This window comes from Citrobacter sp. XY323, assembly GCF_025106035.1.
GTDB lineage: Bacteria > Pseudomonadota > Gammaproteobacteria > Enterobacterales > Enterobacteriaceae > Citrobacter > Citrobacter braakii.
In genome coordinates, this window is record NZ_JANYUK010000003.1 from 16,563 (window position 1) to 35,217 (window position 18,655).

The 18,655-nt window shown below is 51.9% G+C and carries 20 protein-coding genes; 7 read left to right on the forward strand and 13 right to left on the reverse strand.

Translation table 11 applies throughout. From position 1 onward, the window contains the following. Positions 1-3 precede the first annotated feature (3 nt). Entirely contained in the window at positions 4-303 is a 300-nt protein-coding gene (gene ihfA, locus N0B36_RS05895) for an integration host factor subunit alpha (protein WP_003030571.1), read from the forward strand. A gap of 40 nt (positions 304-343) precedes the next feature. Here ihfA and N0B36_RS05900 read toward each other — a convergent pair whose 3' ends face one another. From N0B36_RS05900 to N0B36_RS05920, 5 genes are all read right to left on the reverse strand, one after another. Next, positions 344-1,573 (reverse strand): NupC/NupG family nucleoside CNT transporter, encoded by a 1,230-nt coding sequence (locus N0B36_RS05900; RefSeq protein WP_016152867.1) that lies wholly within the window; start codon positions 1,571-1,573, stop codon positions 344-346. 3 nt (positions 1,574-1,576) lie between these two features. After that, entirely contained in the window at positions 1,577-2,539 is a 963-nt protein-coding gene (locus N0B36_RS05905; protein WP_016156339.1) for a nucleoside hydrolase, read from the reverse strand. 17 nt (positions 2,540-2,556) lie between these two features. After that, on the reverse strand, positions 2,557-3,291 hold the full coding sequence (locus N0B36_RS05910) for an outer membrane protein OmpK (RefSeq protein WP_047500289.1): 735 nt from the start codon (positions 3,289-3,291) through the stop codon (positions 2,557-2,559). Positions 3,292-3,322: 31 nt separating this feature from the next. Then, entirely contained in the window at positions 3,323-4,537 is a 1,215-nt protein-coding gene (locus N0B36_RS05915; protein WP_259686183.1) for a PfkB family carbohydrate kinase, read from the reverse strand. 85 nt (positions 4,538-4,622) lie between these two features. After that, complete coding sequence (locus N0B36_RS05920; RefSeq protein WP_047500294.1) at positions 4,623-4,781, reverse strand: DUF1427 family protein; 159 nt, start codon at positions 4,779-4,781, stop codon at positions 4,623-4,625. A gap of 304 nt (positions 4,782-5,085) precedes the next feature. Between N0B36_RS05920 and btuC the strand changes: the two genes are divergently transcribed. The 6 genes from btuC to selO all read left to right on the forward strand — a co-directional run bounded on the left by btuC (position 5,086) and on the right by selO (position 10,505). Continuing rightward, entirely contained in the window at positions 5,086-6,066 is a 981-nt protein-coding gene (gene btuC, locus N0B36_RS05925; protein WP_032931198.1) for a vitamin B12 ABC transporter permease BtuC, read from the forward strand. Between the two features lie 59 nt (positions 6,067-6,125). Next, the gene (locus N0B36_RS05930) at positions 6,126-6,677 is read left to right on the forward strand and encodes a glutathione peroxidase (protein ID WP_016156341.1); all 552 of its coding nucleotides are present in this window, start codon (positions 6,126-6,128) and stop codon (positions 6,675-6,677) included. Continuing rightward, the gene (gene btuD, locus N0B36_RS05935) at positions 6,677-7,426 is read left to right on the forward strand and encodes a vitamin B12 ABC transporter ATP-binding protein BtuD (RefSeq protein ID WP_259686184.1); all 750 of its coding nucleotides are present in this window, start codon (positions 6,677-6,679) and stop codon (positions 7,424-7,426) included. The genes N0B36_RS05930 and btuD overlap by 1 nt, the downstream gene beginning before the upstream one ends. A gap of 77 nt (positions 7,427-7,503) precedes the next feature. Further along, positions 7,504-7,968 (forward strand): NlpC/P60 family protein, encoded by a 465-nt coding sequence (locus N0B36_RS05940; protein ID WP_003832591.1) that lies wholly within the window; start codon positions 7,504-7,506, stop codon positions 7,966-7,968. A gap of 319 nt (positions 7,969-8,287) precedes the next feature. Then, on the forward strand, positions 8,288-9,001 hold the full coding sequence (locus tag N0B36_RS05945) for an EAL domain-containing protein (protein WP_019076659.1): 714 nt from the start codon (positions 8,288-8,290) through the stop codon (positions 8,999-9,001). Between the two features lie 61 nt (positions 9,002-9,062). Continuing rightward, a complete protein-coding gene (gene selO / locus N0B36_RS05950) occupies positions 9,063-10,505 on the forward strand; it encodes a protein adenylyltransferase SelO (protein WP_047500304.1) in 1,443 nt (480 codons plus the stop codon). Here the strand turns inward: selO and N0B36_RS05955 are convergent. From N0B36_RS05955 to ppsR, 8 genes are all read right to left on the reverse strand, one after another. Next, positions 10,502-11,281 carry a heme ABC transporter ATP-binding protein gene (locus tag N0B36_RS05955; protein ID WP_200051735.1) on the reverse strand — a complete coding sequence of 260 codons (780 nt, stop codon included), beginning with the start codon at positions 11,279-11,281 and terminating at the stop codon, positions 10,502-10,504. The genes selO and N0B36_RS05955 overlap by 4 nt on opposite strands. After that, positions 11,274-12,266: an iron ABC transporter permease gene (locus N0B36_RS05960; RefSeq protein ID WP_259686185.1), complete on the reverse strand. Its 993-nt coding sequence runs from the start codon at positions 12,264-12,266 to the stop codon at positions 11,274-11,276. Before N0B36_RS05960 ends, N0B36_RS05955 begins: the two co-directional genes overlap by 8 nt. Continuing rightward, positions 12,266-13,087, reverse strand: a complete 822-nt coding sequence (locus N0B36_RS05965; protein WP_259686186.1) for a hemin ABC transporter substrate-binding protein — start codon at positions 13,085-13,087, stop codon at positions 12,266-12,268. The genes N0B36_RS05960 and N0B36_RS05965 overlap by 1 nt, the downstream gene beginning before the upstream one ends. Beyond that, positions 13,084-14,115: a hematinate-forming heme oxygenase ChuS gene (gene chuS, locus N0B36_RS05970; RefSeq protein ID WP_259686187.1), complete on the reverse strand. Its 1,032-nt coding sequence runs from the start codon at positions 14,113-14,115 to the stop codon at positions 13,084-13,086. The genes N0B36_RS05965 and chuS overlap by 4 nt, the downstream gene beginning before the upstream one ends. 47 nt (positions 14,116-14,162) lie before the next feature. After that, positions 14,163-16,148, reverse strand: coding sequence for a TonB-dependent hemoglobin/transferrin/lactoferrin family receptor (locus tag N0B36_RS05975; RefSeq protein WP_259686188.1), 1,986 nt, complete (start codon positions 16,146-16,148; stop codon positions 14,163-14,165). A gap of 74 nt (positions 16,149-16,222) precedes the next feature. Next, positions 16,223-16,453 (reverse strand): hemin uptake protein HemP, encoded by a 231-nt coding sequence (gene hemP, locus N0B36_RS24390; protein ID WP_072034386.1) that lies wholly within the window; start codon positions 16,451-16,453, stop codon positions 16,223-16,225. A 124-nt stretch (positions 16,454-16,577) separates the two neighbouring features. After that, positions 16,578-17,624 carry a 3-deoxy-7-phosphoheptulonate synthase AroH gene (gene aroH / locus N0B36_RS05985; protein ID WP_046275860.1) on the reverse strand — a complete coding sequence of 349 codons (1,047 nt, stop codon included), beginning with the start codon at positions 17,622-17,624 and terminating at the stop codon, positions 16,578-16,580. A gap of 126 nt (positions 17,625-17,750) precedes the next feature. Next, the gene (gene ppsR / locus N0B36_RS05990; RefSeq protein ID WP_016152884.1) at positions 17,751-18,584 is read right to left on the reverse strand and encodes a posphoenolpyruvate synthetase regulatory kinase/phosphorylase PpsR; all 834 of its coding nucleotides are present in this window, start codon (positions 18,582-18,584) and stop codon (positions 17,751-17,753) included. Positions 18,585-18,655 lie beyond the last annotated feature (71 nt).

Genomic DNA, 18,655 nt, shown 5'->3' on the forward strand with positions numbered 1-18,655 from the left:
CCTATGGCGCTTACAAAAGCTGAAATGTCAGAATATCTGTTTGATAAGCTTGGGCTTAGCAAGCGGGATGCCAAAGAACTGGTCGAGCTGTTTTTCGAAGAGATCCGTCGTGCTCTGGAAAATGGTGAGCAGGTAAAACTCTCTGGTTTTGGTAACTTCGATCTGCGTGATAAGAATCAACGTCCGGGCCGTAATCCGAAAACGGGCGAAGATATTCCCATTACAGCACGGCGCGTGGTGACCTTCAGACCCGGACAGAAGTTAAAAAGCCGGGTTGAAAACGCAACGCCGAAAGAAGAGTAATCTGAACTAACTAAAAAGGCCGCGAATGCGGCCTTTTTTCTTAGTGGGCCAGAAGGAAAAACAGCCCGGTCAGTGCTGCGCTCAGCAGGTTAGACAACGTGCCCGCCAGGATCACTTTAAGCCCCATTTTAGCAATGAAACTTTTTTTCCCCGGCACAATCCCCCCCAGTACGCCAATCAATGCAGCAGGAGAGGACAAATTGGCAAACCCAGCCAGCGCCATGATCGTTATTATCTGCGAATATTCCGACAGTTGGTCTTTCATTGGAATAAAGCTGGTATACGCGACGAACTCATTCAACACCAATTTTTGACCTAACAGGCTGCCAATTTGCAAGACTTCGTTAGCGGGAATGCCCAACAGCCAGGCAACCGGAGCAAAGAGGTAACTAAAGATAAATTGTAGCGTGACGTTACCATAGCCGAAAAAGCTACAAAACCAGCCCAACAAGCCGTTCACCATAGCAATTAATGCAATCAGTGCCAGAAGCATTGCCCCCACGTTAGCGGCGAGCTTCAGCCCGATAGTCGCGCCATTTGTCGCCGCTTCAACGATGTTGATAGGCTTTTCATCTTGACCAAGCATATCGCCTGACACGTCGGCAGTGTTTTCGGGTTCCGTTTCTGGAAACAGCATTTTCGCCATTAACAGACCGCCTGGTGCTGACATAAAAGAGGCGGCTACCAGATAGCGAATTTCGATCCCCATACTGGCATAGCCAACCAGCACTGAGCCTGCGATAGAGGCCACACCACCTGTCATGAGGGCAAACAGTTCTGAGCGCGTCATGCGTGGCGCATAAGGCTTCATCAGGACGAAGACGTCAGTATTGCCCGCAAAAATATTGGCCGTTGCAGCCATGGATTCTGCCGGGCTGGTGCGTAGCAGTTTATGGATACCCGTACCGATGAGACGGATAATCCACTGCATGATGCCCAGGTAGTACAGCACGGAGAACAATGCCGACATAAAAATGATAATCGGCAGAACATGCACGGCAAATACAAACCCCATTTTGAACTGTCCGAGATTACCGAAGAGAAAGTTAATCCCTTCCGACGAATAGTTCAGCATGCCTGACAGACTGTTTGATATGGCGAGTAAGATTTTTTCCCCTAAGGGGACATACAGGATAAATGCAGCAAAAAGAGCCTGGATTGCAAAGGCGCCGCCAACGGTGCGAAACCGGATAGCTTTGCGATTTTCTGAACATAGCCAGGCAACGAGTAACAGGACAACAATGCCAAGTATGACGATGAGTATCTGCATGGTTTATCCCTCATCGGCATCAATGATGCTACGGAAAAGATCTTTAAAGAGAGCATCCCGCTCAATAAATTTTGCGACCTGAATGACGTGACGGCGGTTATCAAAACTCCAGCTCAGATTGTCATTGATCAAAGGGGATGTACGGTATTCACAGGTGAACCAGTCAGGATTCAGGACATAGCCAACCGTAGTGATATCCCAAATGACTTTGCGGGATGCAAAACCAATCCAGGGGCATCGCGGGGCAATTTCAGCAAAGTAGCTACCAATGCGGCTGGTCTCTGCAAAATAGTGCTGCATCTCTGGGACCGATGAGGCCATAGTGTTAGCCACGCCAAAGCAGGGGATTTGGGTGAGCGCTACGCCGCTATCAAAAAGTACCCGACTCGCCGCAATGTCCTGCATCAGGTTGAATTCATGATTATCTTTCCAGGCATAACTGTTACCCCCAAGCCAGATGACATGAATCTTTGTGACGATGTCCGGCGCGAGGAGCAGTGCGTTAGCGATATTGGTCGGCGCGGCGATTGCGAGTACATGTAATGTTTGCTCAGCCGTTCTTGCCCGGTTAATCAAATCCTGTACTGCTGCTGACATCTCCGGCTGGTTGCTATCTTTCAGATAGCGTGTTGAACCCTGGAATATTTGCGGTATGTTTTCGCGGCGGGGGAGTTTGTTAAATACGCGATAGATCTCATCGACGCTCAGTTGCATGCCTACTGCGGGATCGTCAACATATGTGTGCGAGCCCTCTTTACCAAAATAGTGGTTGGTAAACGGAGCGGCGTAAACAGCTTGCAGATCGAGGCGCTCCGGGTGTAAGAATGCCCAGGCAATGGCCATCTGATCGTCAATTTCATTGTAGGTATCGCTGTCAATAACGATAGGTACTTTGCCATACTTAGGTGGCGTAATTAAGGTAATACGCTGCGCTGAAGTTAATTCAGGCCAGTGGATACTTAACATCGTTAATGTTCCTTAAGTTAGAAGTCGTAGGCCAGTCGATAAATGAGAATATCGCCATATCCATCCGCACCAAGTTTGTTATAAAAGTATCGATACATTAATGTGGTGGATATATGAGGCATGATTTTCCAGGTAATATTCAGACCGCCGTTTAAACCATTGCTACCATGATTGTTAGCGGTATAGTCATCATTACGGTCAAGTTCTATTTCATTCCAATTGGACAGTAAGAAGTCCTGGTTGAGAAGATTGAAAGCATAACCAGCGTTCCATCCAATTGAGAAACCATTGAGTCCATTAATATCATAAGCTGGGCCAAAATTACTGTGTGCGGTAATGTACTGACGAGCAATCCAGGGTTTAAACCACCATCCATCACCTTTCAGGTCGGTATAGCCAAGCCCAATAAATTGATTCGTCTCTTTAAAATTAGGGCTTTGCGAATTATAGACTTTTGTAAATAGGCTGGCACCCGTTTTCCAGAGGTAGGTATGGATTTCACCATTCGCAGTCTGCCCCTGATTTCCCTCGTCGTCTAGAATATTTTCAAAATCATAAAAACCGTACATTTCACCCCAATCAAAACCAATACCTCCCTCAATACCAATTAAGGCTTGTTCATATTCGAGGTCTTTAACACCGGCATCCCAAGATTGATAGTCAAAATGTATATTTCCCCAGCCGTATTGTTGTTCAGCTAATGAGGAAAAAGCTACGCACGATAATAAAGCCCCGAAGGCGATTGTTTTCATTTTATATCCCTATTTTGGTGGTAGGTAAATATCAGTATTTAGTACAAGCTAATCGTTTTAATACGAGTTCATGGGATGGCATATTGGCTGCACCTTCACGCTCTACGGCCAGTGCTGCAAATACACAGGCGTAATGAATTGCGCTGGCAATATTTTCTCCACAGGCAAGTCGTGCCGCGAGTGCACCATTAAATGCATCACCGGCGCCGGATGTATCAATATTAACGGCGGGATATGCCGGGAACTGTTGGTGAGTAGAACCATCAAATAACCAGCACCCATCTTTGCCTAACGTAATTAGAATATATTGTGGTCCCATTTGGTGCATGGTTTCGGCGGCCAGACGAATATCGTCTGGCGTACGAATAGCCTTGCCAATTATCGCCTCTGCTTCTGTGAGGTTTGGGGTCAGGATGTGTGTCCAGCGGAGAAGGTCTGTCACTTCCTTGCGACATGGTGCTGGATTCAGGATTGTCATCACCCCGGCGGCATGTGCGAACTTAATAGCTTGAGCTGTAGCATCAGGATTGTTTTCCATCTGCGTCAAAAAAACATTGGCGGTGCCTATCTCGTCATAACAGGATATAATTTCTTCACTCGTTATTTCCTGATTAGCCCCTGGATTAATAACGATTACATTATCGCCAGCCTCTTCGGATATCATCACTACGGCACTGCCGGTTGGTGCATCATTTTTGGTAAAGATGGTTAGCTTTTCTAATCCTACGCCATTTAAAAAATGCTGGGCTTTAGTTGAAAACTCATCTTCACCTAATTTGACTGTAAAATAAGTGCGAGCATTGGCTTGTGCTGATGCTATCGCCTGGTTGCTGCCTTTCCCTCCGGGTAAACAACAGGAAAAAAGCGCGCGCGTGGTTTCCCCTGAAATAGGAAAACGGTGAAGCCGATAGACTAAGTCGGTGTTAAATGAACCCAGAATGTAAACTTTACCATTGTTTTCGTTCATTGATATTTCTCGTTCGGTCTTTGATTGGTTAATGATGATGTTTTGGTGCAAATAAAGAGAGTTGTTCTCATATAATGGGAATGCATTGTCGTGATTATATACAGCACCTCCATAGCATGAGCGGACATGTCCTGTTTTTACAAGGTCATTGATGTCGCGGCGGAGTGTTCTTTCCGTAACATCAAGTACCTTAACAAGAGATGATATTTTTACACTTCCTTGTTTTTTGAGTAGTGTTAAAATATAGCGAAGACGCTGTTTTTTGTAACGACAGGGCATCTAATCCTCACTTTTCATGAATGTGATGAGAGGTCCATGTAATAAGTTTATTTTGTCTATACGTTAATTTTTTTGGTGAATGAATTTATTTGTTGAATAAATAGTTAAAGATCTGATTACCACTAAGTACACCGATGATACCAAATACACCAGGCCAGGCAGTAGGGGCTGGAATGGGTAGTTTTATTAATGTAAATATGAAACCAATAATTGCACCGGCAATAAGCGAAAGAATTATATCCATAAGATAATTCCTGAGGGTGTTATGATGATACGAAGACTACACAATATATTTACGTATTGATGAGAAGACAATCACACAAAACTTCTGCAACCGGACATCCTGTCCGGTTGTGGTTATTTATTTAATCTCAGGAACGATATTAATAATGACAGCGACTACCTGGTATTGCTGCCAGCATTGCATTATGCAAAAGACTAAGGTTCATGCTGTTTTGGGCCATTGCCTCATTTGCGGTAGACCTTCCTTCCATGTTTTTTGCTTTCATCGTAAAATTAATGAGATAACCCATAAAAAAAGTATAAACATGCAACCTTTTGCACAATTACAACGTCGGCGAGACCGATACTGGTTAGGCACTTTATCGCTGTTGCTATTGGTCATGCTCGTGATTAGCTTATGCGCAGGAGAACAGTGGATCGCCCCCGGCGACTGGTTCAGCGCCCGCGGCGATCTGTTCGTCTGGCAAATCCGATTTCCCCGTACCCTCGCCGTTTTGCTGGTAGGTGCTGCGTTGGCCTTATCTGGCGCAGTGATGCAAGCTCTCTTTGAAAACCCGCTCGCAGAGCCTGGATTACTGGGCGTGTCTAATGGCGCGGGCGTCGGGCTCATCGCCGCGGTGCTGCTGGGGCAGGGGCAGCTCCCCGGCTGGGCGTTGGGCTTATGCGCCATCGCTGGGGCGCTGATTATCACGCTTATTCTGCTCCGTTTTGCCCGTCGTCATTTGTCTACCAGCCGTCTGCTGTTGGCGGGGGTGGCGCTGGGCATTATCTGTAGCGCGCTGATGACATGGGCCATCTACTTCTCCACTTCTTTTGATTTGCGACAGCTAATGTACTGGATGATGGGGGGCTTTGGTGGCGTTGACTGGCATCAGGCCTGGCTCATGGTGGCGTTGATTCCAGTGCTGGTGTGGATCTGCTGTCAGTCGCAGCCGATGAATATGCTGGCGCTGGGGGAGACTTCTGCACGTCAGTTGGGATTGCCATTATGGTTCTGGCGCAACCTGCTGGTGGTCGCCACGGGCTGGATGGTTGGCGTAAGCGTGGCTCTGGCGGGAGCGATTGGCTTTATTGGGCTTGTGATCCCACATATTCTGCGGCTGTGCGGCTTAACCGATCATCGCGTGTTACTGCCGGGCTGCGCGTTGGCTGGCGCTATCGTATTACTGTTGGCTGATGTTGTCGCGCGTCTGGTGCTGGCCTCGGCTGAGCTGCCAATTGGCGTGGTGACGGCCACCATGGGCGCACCGGTATTTATCTGGCTATTGTTAAAAGCCGCGCGCTAGAACGCGTTGATTCGGTCTATGATTAAAAACTAAAATCCACCTGTTGTTCTGGAGATGCTATGCAAAACACAATCCTCGATACAGACGTGACGACCATCGACGGCGAGGTGACCTCACTGCAGCCGTATGCCGGAAATGTGCTGTTAATCGTCAACGTTGCTTCAAAATGTGGGCTAACGCCGCAATATGAGCAACTGGAGAATCTGCAGAAAGCCTGGCATCAGCAGGGCTTTACCGTTCTTGGGTTCCCCTGCAACCAGTTTCTGGGCCAGGAGCCGGGCAGTGAAGAGGAAATAAAAACGTACTGCAGTACCACCTGGGGCGTTACCTTCCCGATGTTCAGCAAAATTGAGGTCAACGGCGAGGGACGCCATCCGCTGTATCAGAAACTGATTGATGCCGCGCCAACCGCAGTTGCGCCTGCGGATAGTGGATTCTATGAGCGTATGGCGAGTAAAGGTCGGGCGCCGCTCTACCCGGACGATATTCTGTGGAATTTCGAGAAGTTTTTAGTGGGTCGGGATGGTCAGGTACTGCAACGATTTTCACCTGATATGACGCCTGAGGATCCTGTTCTGGTGCAATCCATCAAGACGGCGCTGGCAAACTAATGTCTCGATTGATGCAGCTACAGGACGTAGCAGAATCGACCCGACTCGGCCCGCTTTCTGGTGAGATAAAAGCAGGGGAGATCCTGCATTTAGTGGGACCTAACGGCGCAGGAAAGAGCACGCTGTTGGCGCGAATGGCGGGGCTGACGACCGGCAAGGGCAGCATCACCTTTTGTGATGTGTCATTGGATGAATGGCCGGCAGCAAAGCTGGCGCAATATCGCGCTTATCTTGCGCAACAGCAAAACCCGCCGTTTGCGATGCCGGTCTGGCATTTTCTGACGCTGCATCAACCCGATAAAACACGCACCGATCTGTTACAGGAAGTCGCCGATGCGCTTGGGCTTGGGGATAAGCTGGGACGCAGCGTGAATCAGCTCTCCGGCGGTGAGTGGCAGCGCGTGCGCCTGGCTGCGGTTATCCTGCAGATTTGCCCACAAGCGAATCCATTCGGCCAGCTTTTACTGCTGGATGAGCCGATGAACAGCCTGGACGTGGCGCAACAAAATGCACTGGACCGGATGCTGGGTCAGCTGTGTTTACAGGGCATCGCGATTGTAATGAGCAGCCATGACCTTAATCATACCTTACGTCATGCGCACAAGGCCTGGCTCCTCAAACGCGGGAAGCTGCTTGCCAGTGGTGCTCGTGATACGGTACTAACGCCAGCCAATCTGGCTGCGGCTTATGGCGTGAACTTCCGTCGTTTGGATATTGAAGGCCACAGAATGCTCATATCAACCACTTAAGTTAAATGGGTTCTTGAAAATCATATAATTTCCACGCTAAATTGGCATAAAAATATAATTCAGAGGATTCGTCCTGAATGCGCTTTTGGCTTCTTTTCATCACAGCATTGTTTTTGGCGGGCTGCAGCAGCCATCGTGCTCCTGCGCCAAATGCCCGCTTGTCGGATTCTATCGCCGTTATCGCCGGGCTTAATGACCAGCTACAAACCTGGCATGGCACACCCTATCGTTATGGCGGCATGAGCCGTAGCGGAGTGGATTGTTCTGGATTTGTATTGATGACAATGCGCGATAAATTCGATCTGCAACTCCCGCGTGATACGCGCACGCAATCAAAGATTGGTACCGAAATTGATAAAGATGATTTGCTGCCCGGCGATCTGGTGTTCTTTAAAACCGGGTCTGGGGAAAGCGGTCTGCATGTCGGAATTTACGATACCAATAATCAATTTATTCATGCCTCAACCAGCCGTGGTGTGATGCGCTCATCACTGGACAACGTTTACTGGCGCAAAAACTTTTGGCAGGCGCGACGTATTTAATCCTCATCAGTCACGAGGCTGCCTACGGCTGAGCAGCCTCGACATTTCCATTTGATAGTAACTTCTTATTTCTGCCGCCAGCCGGACAATACCCCTGAACATTAAGAGCGTATCTTGCTAAAAATATGATTTATTCCGAGATATTAAAAAGTGCAAAGCTGGATATTCGCTTATAATCAGGATAAGCTAAAAAAAAGGGATTCGATTTACTGGCTATAAAGGGAAAAATGAAAGGGCCTCTACTTGCATCAGCAATAACGTATTTCTCCATCCTTTGCTACAGGATGCCGGATAACACCTATGCAGAGGGGCTGGCACGATGATTGTTTCAATGGATACTCTTTACCATTCAGAGTTCTCTTTTCTCCCTGCGAGAAACGAAAAAGGCGATCTTGAATACGTAGATATCATTACCAGTTTTGCCAGTGCGCAGGGGGATGTGCGTATACCCACCGAGCTGGTCCTACCTCGGATGTCGGACGAAGAGCAATGTCGCTTATTTACCGAAAAGCTTGAATTAATCGAAACGTGCCAACATTTTTTTATTCAACGAAAGGTTTCTGCCTGGATTAATTTAACGCCGGCAATTGCTAATACTTTATTATCAGATGCTAAATTTGCTTCACAAGTTGAACGATTGTCATTTCTGGAACTGGCTATTAATGAAAACTATCCAGAGTTAAATAATGGAAAAGCGAATCCAACGCTGGCTGCACTGGCGGCGCGATTTCCATTAGTACTGACAAACTATGGTGCTGGCGGCATATCAAACCGGGCAATTTTTGATGGGCTGTTCAAACGCGTCGTGCTCGATAAAAACTTTGTTCAACAAAGGATTACACATATTTCGTTTGAGCCGTTTATGCGGGCTATCCTGGCACAGCTATTTCCCAGCAGTGAGTCAATTATCATTAGCGGTATTGATACACCCGAGATGTTAGCGCGCGTACTGCCTCTGGGATTCAGCGCCATGCAGGGCGCGCTGTGGCCCGCTGTGCCCCCCGCGCAGATAATTTCGCTCGCGAAGATATAACCCTCATATTTGCTGGTGTTTAACAGGCTTTTAACAGTCTACACTAGAGACAGGAGGCCCTATGACCCTGTCTTTTACCACCCGCTGGCGTGATGAATTACCAGCAACCTATACAGCACTTTCACCCACTCCCCTGAAAAACGCGCGCCTGATCTGGCATAACGATGCGCTGGCGGAGCAATTAGCTATTCCAGAGACACTATTTGATATTCCAACCGGAGCCGGTGTTTGGGGCGGTGAATCGTTGCTTCCCGGGATGTCGCCTTTAGCGCAAGTTTATAGCGGACATCAATTTGGCGTCTGGGCGGGCCAGCTTGGCGATGGACGCGGGATCCTGTTGGGCGAACAACAGCTCGCTGACGGCTCAACGTGTGACTGGCACCTGAAAGGCGCCGGACTTACGCCTTATTCCCGTATGGGGGATGGTCGCGCCGTACTGCGCTCGACAATTCGCGAAAGCCTGGCCAGCGAAGCGATGCATTACCTGGGAATACCGACCACGCGGGCATTGTCGATTGTTACCAGCGACACGCCGGTGTATCGCGAAACGGTAGAATCAGGGGCGATGCTCATTCGCGTGGCGCAAAGCCATATGCGCTTTGGCCATTTTGAGCATTTTTACTATCGCCGCGAGCCGGAAAAAGTGCGCCAGTTGGCTGACTTTGCGATTCGCTATTATTGGCCGCAATGGCAGGAAGAAGCCGATAAGTATCAGCTGTGGTTTAACGATGTTGTCACGCGTACTGCGACGTTAATCGCAGACTGGCAGGCGGTGGGATTTGCGCATGGTGTCATGAACACGGACAACATGTCGATTCTGGGACTGACGATGGATTACGGCCCATTCGGTTTCCTTGATGACTACGTGCCCGATTTTATCTGCAACCACTCAGACAACCAGGGGCGATACAGTTTCGATAATCAACCGGCCGCGGCGCTTTGGAACCTGCAACGTCTGGCGCAGACTCTGTCGCCATTTATCCCGGTCGAGGCGCTTAATGATGCGCTGGACAGTTATCAACTGGCGCTGTTAACTCGCTACGGTCAGCGGATGCGACAAAAGCTTGGCTTCTTTAGCGAGCAAAAAAACGATAACGAACTGCTTAGTGAACTGTTTAACCTGATGGCGCGGGAAAGAAGCGACTATACCCGAACGTTTCGCATGCTCAGTCAGACGGAGCAACACAGCGCGCAATCCCCGCTGCGCGATGAGTTTATCGACCGCGCAGCGTTTGACGACTGGTTCACGCGGTATCGCTCACGCCTGCAGCAAGACAACATTGCCGACGCAGTCAGACAAACGCAGATGAAGGCGGCTAATCCGGCGATGGTATTGCGTAACTGGTTGGCGCAACGGGCGATTAATCAGGCAGAGCAGGGGGATTACGCCGAGCTGCATCGGTTACACGAAGCGTTGCGTACCCCATTTGTCGATCGTGATGATGACTATGTCAGCCGTCCACCTGACTGGGGCAAACGGCTGGAAGTGAGCTGTTCAAGCTAAGGGGCCAGAAACACCTGCGGGGATCCGTTGGCCGGATGCTGGCCAACGTGTACCTGCGCGCCATACCAGCGTTTCAGGTCATCGGCCTGTAACACGGCCTCAGGCGTTCCCTGCGACACCAGCCTGCCATTGTGCAGCAACACTATTCTGTCTGCCCACAGTGCGGCGAGATTCAGATCGTGAAGCACAATGCACACATGCAGCTCTTGTGAAGCGGTAAGCGTCTTCAGCAAGCGCAACAGATGCTGCTGGTGGTAAAGATCCAGCGCAGAGGTCGGTTCATCAAGGAATAACCAGCCGCGAGGCGCGCCGTCGCACCAAAGTTGCGCCAGTGCACGGGCTAACTGTACTCGCTGTTGCTCGCCGCCGGAAAGCGCGGCGTATTGCCGGCCCGCCAGCGGTGTACATCCGGTCATTTCCATCACCTGAGCGATAAGTCGAGGTTCCGACCGCGAGGTCCAGGGCGCACGCCCCATCGCGATGACGGCCTCTACCGGCCAGTCAAATCCCAGTTGCGTTTGCTGGCGCATCACCGCCCGATGCCGCGACAGTGTTTGGCTATGCCATTCATCCAGCGGTTTACCCGCCAGCACGCAACGCCCTATAGCCGGTTTCAGAAAACCGGTCAGCAGGCGCAGCAGGGTGGATTTCCCCGCACCGTTTGGGCCGATGAGCGCCACCAGTTCACCTTTTTCGAGAGCAAGAGAGACGTCGTCAATCACCGCTCTGCCCGCGACGCGATAGTGAAGCCCTTCAGCGATGAAATGTTCAGCCATGCGGTCCTCGCTGACGAAAAATAAGCCATAAAAACCACGGTGCGCCGAGAAGACTGGTTAGCAAACCGACCGGCATTTCCGCAGGCGCAACCGCCGTACGGGCCAGCGTGTCGGCTATCAGCAATAAAAATGCGCCCGCCAGCACTGAACCTGGGATAACGGCCCGATGGTCTGAGCCGAGCCACATGCGCATCAGATGCGGGATAACCAGCCCGATAAAGCCTATTACGCCGCTTACCGCCACGGCTGCGGCAACCAGCAATGCGCTACAAAGTAGCAAAACACGCTGAACGGTACGCACATCTACGCCGAGGTAATGCGCCTCTTCCTCACCTAACTGCAGCAGGTTCAGCGCCGGTGCCAGACGCCAGATGATCAGCACCGTCGGGACAGTCAATGAAGTGACAGCCAGCAGCGTGGACCATTGCGCGGCCCCCAGACTGCCCATCCCCCATAGCGACAGCTGGCGCAGTTGCACGTCATTACTGACCCACGACAGAACGCCAACCGCCGCCCCGCACAGCGCGTTGATGGCAATACCGACCAACAGCAGACGTGAGAGTGAAGCGTCGCGCTGTTGGCTAAGGATAAAAATAACCACCGTTGCCGCCAGCGCACCGAGAAAAGCGGCCAGCATGGGGGCGTACAGCATCAACAGCGCGGGCAAAGAGACCGGCAGCACTACCCACAGGGCGACGGCGCAGGCGGCACCGCTGCTTATCCCCAGTAATCCCGGATCGGCAAGCGGGTTGCGGAACAGGCCCTGCATCACGCAGCCCGCGAGCGCCAGAGAACCGCCAATCACCAGCGCCAGCAGGACGCGGGGCAGGCGAATGGTGAGCCAGATTTGACGCAGTGCCTCATCACCATCACGCCACAGCAAACTTACCGGCAGGCGCAACGCGCCAAAACCGGTAGCCATGATTGTCATCACGACCAACATGAGTGCGAGTGTCCATAAAGAACAACGGATACGTCGCGACATCAGGGCAATTGCTCAGCTTTAGCGCGAAGCTGCAAAATGGCCTGCGGCGTGCGTACGCCAAAGCCGAGCAGCGCCATATCGTCAACCTGCAATACCTGTTTATTTCGTCCGGCAGGCGTCTGCGCCAGGCCCGGCAGCGCCCACAGGTTATCTTCGCCACCCATCGCCTCAACGCCGTCCTGTGAAATCACCACCAGATCGGGCTGGCTGGCAATGACACCTTCCTGCGACAGCGGCTGATAGCGGTTAACACCCTGCATTGCGTTGCGCAAACCGGCGGCACGAATAGCCGCATCGGCTGCGGTTTGCTGGCCCGCCGCCATCGCGGTCATCCCGCCATGATTGAGAATAAACAGCACGCGTTTGTTAAGTTCAGATGACGGCAACGCCGCCAGTTCCTGACGGAAGCGGGTGCGCAGCGTTTCGCCATCGGCTTCCCTATGGGTGGCTTCGGCGATGACGCGAATTTTTTCATCAATCACATTAAGCGCGTTGCTTGCCGGGATCGTCACAACCCTGACGTTGCTCTGTTCGAGCTGTTTTAGCGCCAGAGAGGGCTGCGCCTGCGCGCTGGCAAGGACCAGCGTAGGACGGGTGGCAAGGATCCCTTCGGCGTTGAGTTGGCGCAAATAACCGACATCAGGTAGGGCGTTTGCTGCTTCAGGCCACTGGCTGGTGCTGTCTCGCGCCACAAGGGAAGACTGTGCTCCCAGTGCGTATACAATCTCGGTGACATCGCCACCGAGAGCAACAACCCGTTCCCTGGACGCAGCCATCGCGACGATGGGCAGTAGCGCAATCAGGACCAGCAGTTTTTTCATGCGGCCAGCCCTTTCGGCGTCAGTGCGTCAATTTGCGCGCGCCATTGCGTCTGCTCCGGTTCGCCTTCCGTTCGTTGACCATACAACTGGGCGATTTGCGTGCCGTCGGCAGCAAACAGTTCCAGGCTGGTGACGTGGCCATCGGCGGTCGGTTTGCGCGTTACCCATGTTTCTGCCACGCTCTCTTCCAGCAGGTGTAAGGTAAATGTCGGGTTGAATATATTCAGCCAGCCTTTCATCGGCACCAGTTTTTCTATCACACCGGTGAAAATCTGTACGCAGCCACGATTACCCACAAAGACCATAATTTCATTGCCATCCTGGCGCGCGGTGTCGAGTAACTGCGCCAATGCGCTATTTGCGACTTTACAGGCCAGATCGTCGCCCACCAGGTTAAACGCCTGTTGGCGGGTGAGATCGTGGCGTTTCAGCAGACCGAAGAACTGGTGTACATCGGTCATGGCTCGCCACTCTTGATCCACGGTCTGCGCATCGACCGTGACGGTAGCTGGAGTAGAAGGGGTGGCGGGTTGCAGCGCCAGAGGCGGGTTTTCCGCGAAGATGAAACGGGTCAGCAACGCAGCCCATTCCTCAATGAGGGTATTCTGTGTGGCATAGACCTTCAGCAGCGCATCCCCCTGATGGTCAAAGAACTGAATGCTCTGACGCTCACCGTGGGCGGTTGTTTCGCTGATATGGAACACGCTTGCCCACTGATTGAGGAACAGGCGCAGGTCGAGGGCGCGCGGATTGAGTACCAGTCCGGCATGACCGTTCAGGTGCTGATTGGTAAACGCACCAACCTGCTCATGCACAGCATATTCGTTGCGGCATATACATTTGGTTTCGCCGACGGCTTCCAGTGCGCCGAGGATTTCACGCACTTCGCCACGTAAGCGCCAGGCGTCATGACCGACGCGCGCGAAGGTCAGTTCGGCTTCGCTAATATTCATCAATCCCGCAATATCACGTGCGTATTTGCCAGGATTTTCTTTCTTCAGTTCCAGCCAGCGAGTGTAATGATTCATTGTCTCTTCCTTCCAGATTGCTGCCCCGGCGAACCGGGGGAAAGTGATTACCACTGATAACTCACGAAAATTTTGCCATTACGACCATCCTGCGGAATGCCCTGCGGCGACCAGTACTCTTTGTCGAAGGCGTTGCCCAGTACCAGCGTGGTGGTCATGCCTTTCAGCGCTTGTTGGCCCTGATAGCTCACGTAGAAATCGTTTACCGCATAACCGGGCTGTTTCGTGTAGCTGCTGCTGATATGCGTTGAACGGTCAGCAAATGTACCTATCCAGCCAACGGAAAAACCGCTGTGCGCAACCGGTACGTTCAGTTTGCTGGTGACGGTATCCGGGTTAATGCTGGAAATGTATTCGCCGGTGTCTGTATCTTTGCCGCGCGTACGGTTATAGGCCATGTCGAGGCTGAACAGATCGGCGGAATATTTCGCCATCACGTCCCAGCCCCAGATTTTGGCGTTGGGTACGTTATAGGACATGGTTGTCGCGGCGGCGAAGTCGACGCTGGTGGAGATGTAATCTTTCGCTTTGGTGTCGAAATAGCTGGCTTTAAATTCGAGCGCATCGCTCGCCATCAATAGATCGTCAAAGCGCAGGCCAAATCCGTATTCCTGCGTTTCGTTGGTTTCCGGGCGTAGGTTAGGGTTCGGCACCCAGTAGTTGGTGTAAAAACGGCCAATCGAGAAGTGTTTGGCATCGTTATACATCTCGCCCATGGTCGGCGCACGGAAGGCCTGAGCGTATGAACTGAACAGCATCAGCCAGTCGGTTGGCGCAAAGGTGAGCCCGGCGCGGGACGACCATTTATCGGCATCGACATCTTCATAGCCGTCGCTGCTGCCGCGATAAGAGTCATAACGGGTACCGCCCAGCAGCGTAACTGGCAGGTCGCGCAGGGTGATTTCATCTTGTAGCCAACCGGAGCTGAAATCGATTTTTGCCTCCGGGAAACCGGTGGTTGCGCCGCCTGGCTGTTGTTCCTGACGATAGTATTCCCCGCCGTAGGTCAGCAGGTGAGATGCAAAAGAGTCGGTAAACAGACGGCTGCGGTTGTCGATTTTGCCGCCTTTGGTGGTTTGTTTGCGAAACTCGCCGGTGTTATCCGTGTTTTGCGCATTAATGCGTGCTTCGGACCAGTAGACGCGGGCATCCGCGTTCAACCAGTCATTGTCGGCTGGAGCAATCGAGTAGGTCAGTTGCGCGTCGCGCTGGATGGTTGAGCGATCGGTCATCGGGTTGCTGGTGGCATCCGCCGCGCTGGTTTGCGGGTTTTTAGGTTCCCGGGCGTCATTGTTGTAGTAACGCAGCGAGCCGGCCAGCGTCTGGGCGCTGTCAATTTTCCAGCTGCCTTTCGCCAGCATATTGTTAATCGCTTCGTCGTTTGGTGCCGTAGTGCCGTCGCTCTGGCGCAAATCACCGCGATCGCGACTGGACCAGGCAAGCAGTCCGTCCAGCGTATCGGTGCGACCAAACGCGCTGGCGCCCATACCGAGGCTGTGATCGCCGGTTGCCGCGGTACCGAACACGCGATAACCGCTGTTTTGTCCGGCTTCCAGCAGATCTTTGGCATCCGCAGTGTCATAGGCGATCACACCACCTAACGCGCCGCTACCGTACAGCAGTGCAGAAGGGCCACGGACGACCTCGATGCGTTTGATCAGCGCCGGATCGAGGAAGGTACTGTTCAGGTGTCCGGTGTCGGTTCCCTGACGAACGCCATCAACCAGCACCAGAACGCCACGTCGATCGTAGCCGCGCAGATTCACGTCCTGGCCGTTAGTGCGACCGGTGCCGTCAAGGGTCAGGCCCGGAACCGTACGCAACAGGTCGGCTGCTGAGCTGGCGGTCTGGTTTTCCGGCGCGGTGGCATCAATCACGCTGACCATCATCGGCGCTTCAAAAGCACTACGGGCATTGCCGGTAGCGGTGACGGTCATATCTTCTACCGCCGCATACGCGACGGCGGGCAGGTTACTGATAATCGCCAGCGCCAAGAGCGAAGGGCGCAGGGATGCAGTGTGCAGGTGTGGCATAGCAACTCTCCATTAGGAAATCGAAAAGCGCTGGCTGCCTGGGTATTACCTGGGTGGCTGGCGAAAAGTGGTGTTTATTTGGTCAGAATGAGTTTTCCGGCTTGTGTCTGGCGCAGCAGATAGAGCTGACCATCGTGTTCTATGATCACGCGCCCCTCTTTGCCCAGCAGACTTTTACTGTCAATTCGGCGCTCATTTGGCGCGACGGCAGGCGGTGTTTTTTCTTTTGCGGGCGTTGTTGTGTTATCCATACGTGAATAGTGTTTAAAAATAACAATCAATTTAACAATGATAATCATTATCATCAAACTGCAAAATTGCGGCAAGCCTTTTTGTGAAATAATTGTGACGAGAATAGATTTTGTACAATAAGGAGGGGGAAAACAAAGGATTAGCACCGGGCAACGTGATGTTACCCGGCGAACAGCATTAAAAACGGCTATCAATCGCAGAGGCGAGTTTTTCAACCAGTAGTTCAGTATCTTCCCAGTTCAGGCACGGGTCGGTAATGGACTGGCCGTAAACCAGCGGCTGGCCGCTAACGATTTTTTGCGTACCTTCACGCAGGAAACTCTCCGCCATAATCCCGGCAATCGCCGTCGAACCATTGCGAATTTGCTGGCACACATCATCACAAACGTCCAACTGACGACGATGCTGCTTCTGGCAATTGCCATGGCTAAAATCGACCACCAGATGTTCAGGCAAGGAAAATTCGTGCAGGGTATCGCAGGCGGCGGCAATATCTTCAGCATAATAATTCGGCTTTTTACCGCCGCGCATGATGATATGCCCGTAAGGATTGCCGCTGGTCTGATAAATGGTCATCTGGCCGGTTTTATCCGGAGAGAGGAACATATGGCTGGCACGGGAGGCGCGAATCGCATCGACGGCAATACGCGTATTGCCATCCGTACCGTTTTTAAAGCCGACCGGGCAGGAAAGCGCAGAGGCCATTTCACGGTGGATCTGGCTTTCGGTGGTGCGTGCGCCAATGGCTCCCCAACTGATTAAATCGGCAATAAACTGACCGGTCACCATGTCGAGGAATTCTGTTGCCGTGGGTACGCCCAGTTCATTGACCTGCAACAGCAGTTTGCGCGCCAGTTCAATGCCGTGATTCACGCGGTAGCTGCCGTTTAAATCCGGGTCGGAAATTAAGCCTTTCCAGCCCACTACGGTGCGCGGTTTTTCAAAATAAGTGCGCATCACGATTTCCAGACGCGCCTGATGTTTTTCGCGCAGCGCCTGTAAACGCGTCGCGTATTCCATGGCAGCATCAAGATCGTGAATCGAGCAGGGACCTACGATCACCAGTAAACGAGCGTCTTCACCATTTAATATTTTTTCTATCCGGCGTCGGGAGTCCGTAACATGACGGGCGACGGAGGACGAAACAGGATGCCGTTGCGCAAGCTCTGCTGGAGTGACCAGGTTGTCAATACGCGCAGTACGGAGTTCATCGGTTCTGTTCATTACTTGTCTCAGAAATTTGTTGCTTCAACGGCAGGACTACCGGGAAGTGATGTATATCACAATATCATACTCATCCTGCCTGGTGGCGAGCATAATAACAAAAAATCGAACCAATGCACTAGCATTCTAGTACATGCGGCGATTCAGCCCCATGATGTCGAGGATCTTGGTAGCAATCTCTTCTACCGAATAATTGGTACTGTTCAGCCATGGAATCTGGTTTTTCCGGTATAGCGCTTCCACCTCAGCAACCTCCATCCGGCACTGGCGCATCGAGGCGTAACGGCTGTTTTCCCGGCGCTCTTCCCGGATGGCCGCCAGGCGCTCAGGGTCAATGGTCAGGCCGAACAATTTATGCTGTAACGGCTTCAGGGACGCTGGCAGCACCAGATTATCCATATCATCGGCAATAAAGGGGTAGTTGGCCGCGCGAATGCCAAACTGCATGGCCAGATACAAACTGGTCGGGGTTTTACCGCAACGGGAAACGCCAAGCAGGATCACCTGCGCCTGATCGAGGTTGCGCAACGAAATACCGTCGTCATGGGCGAGGGTATAATCAATGGCGGCAATGCGCGCGTCGTACTTGTTAAGGTTGCCGGGGTTCAGGCCGTGGGTACGATGGGCGATCGGCGTAGGATCGAGCTTCATCTCTTGCTGTAGTGGGGCAACCAACGCCTGCACGATATCCTGACAAAATCCTTCGCTTTGCAAAATGATCGAGCGAATTTCCGGCAAAACGATAGAGTAAAACACCAAAGGGCGCACGCCAGTTTGTTGATAGATCGCGTCAATCTGGTCTTTGACCGCTCGCGCACGACTCTCATTTTCCACAAACGGCAGCGTAATGCTGCTGATCGTAACCGGAAATTGCGACATTACCGCGTGGCCCAATACCTCGGCGGTGATGGCCGTACCATCAGAAATATAAAATACGTGACGATCAACAGCATTATCCATTTTGCTCATCCTGGGGCTGACATAATTCTCTGAAAGCATAAATTAAAATTCGCCAGAAGCGAATATTGCTG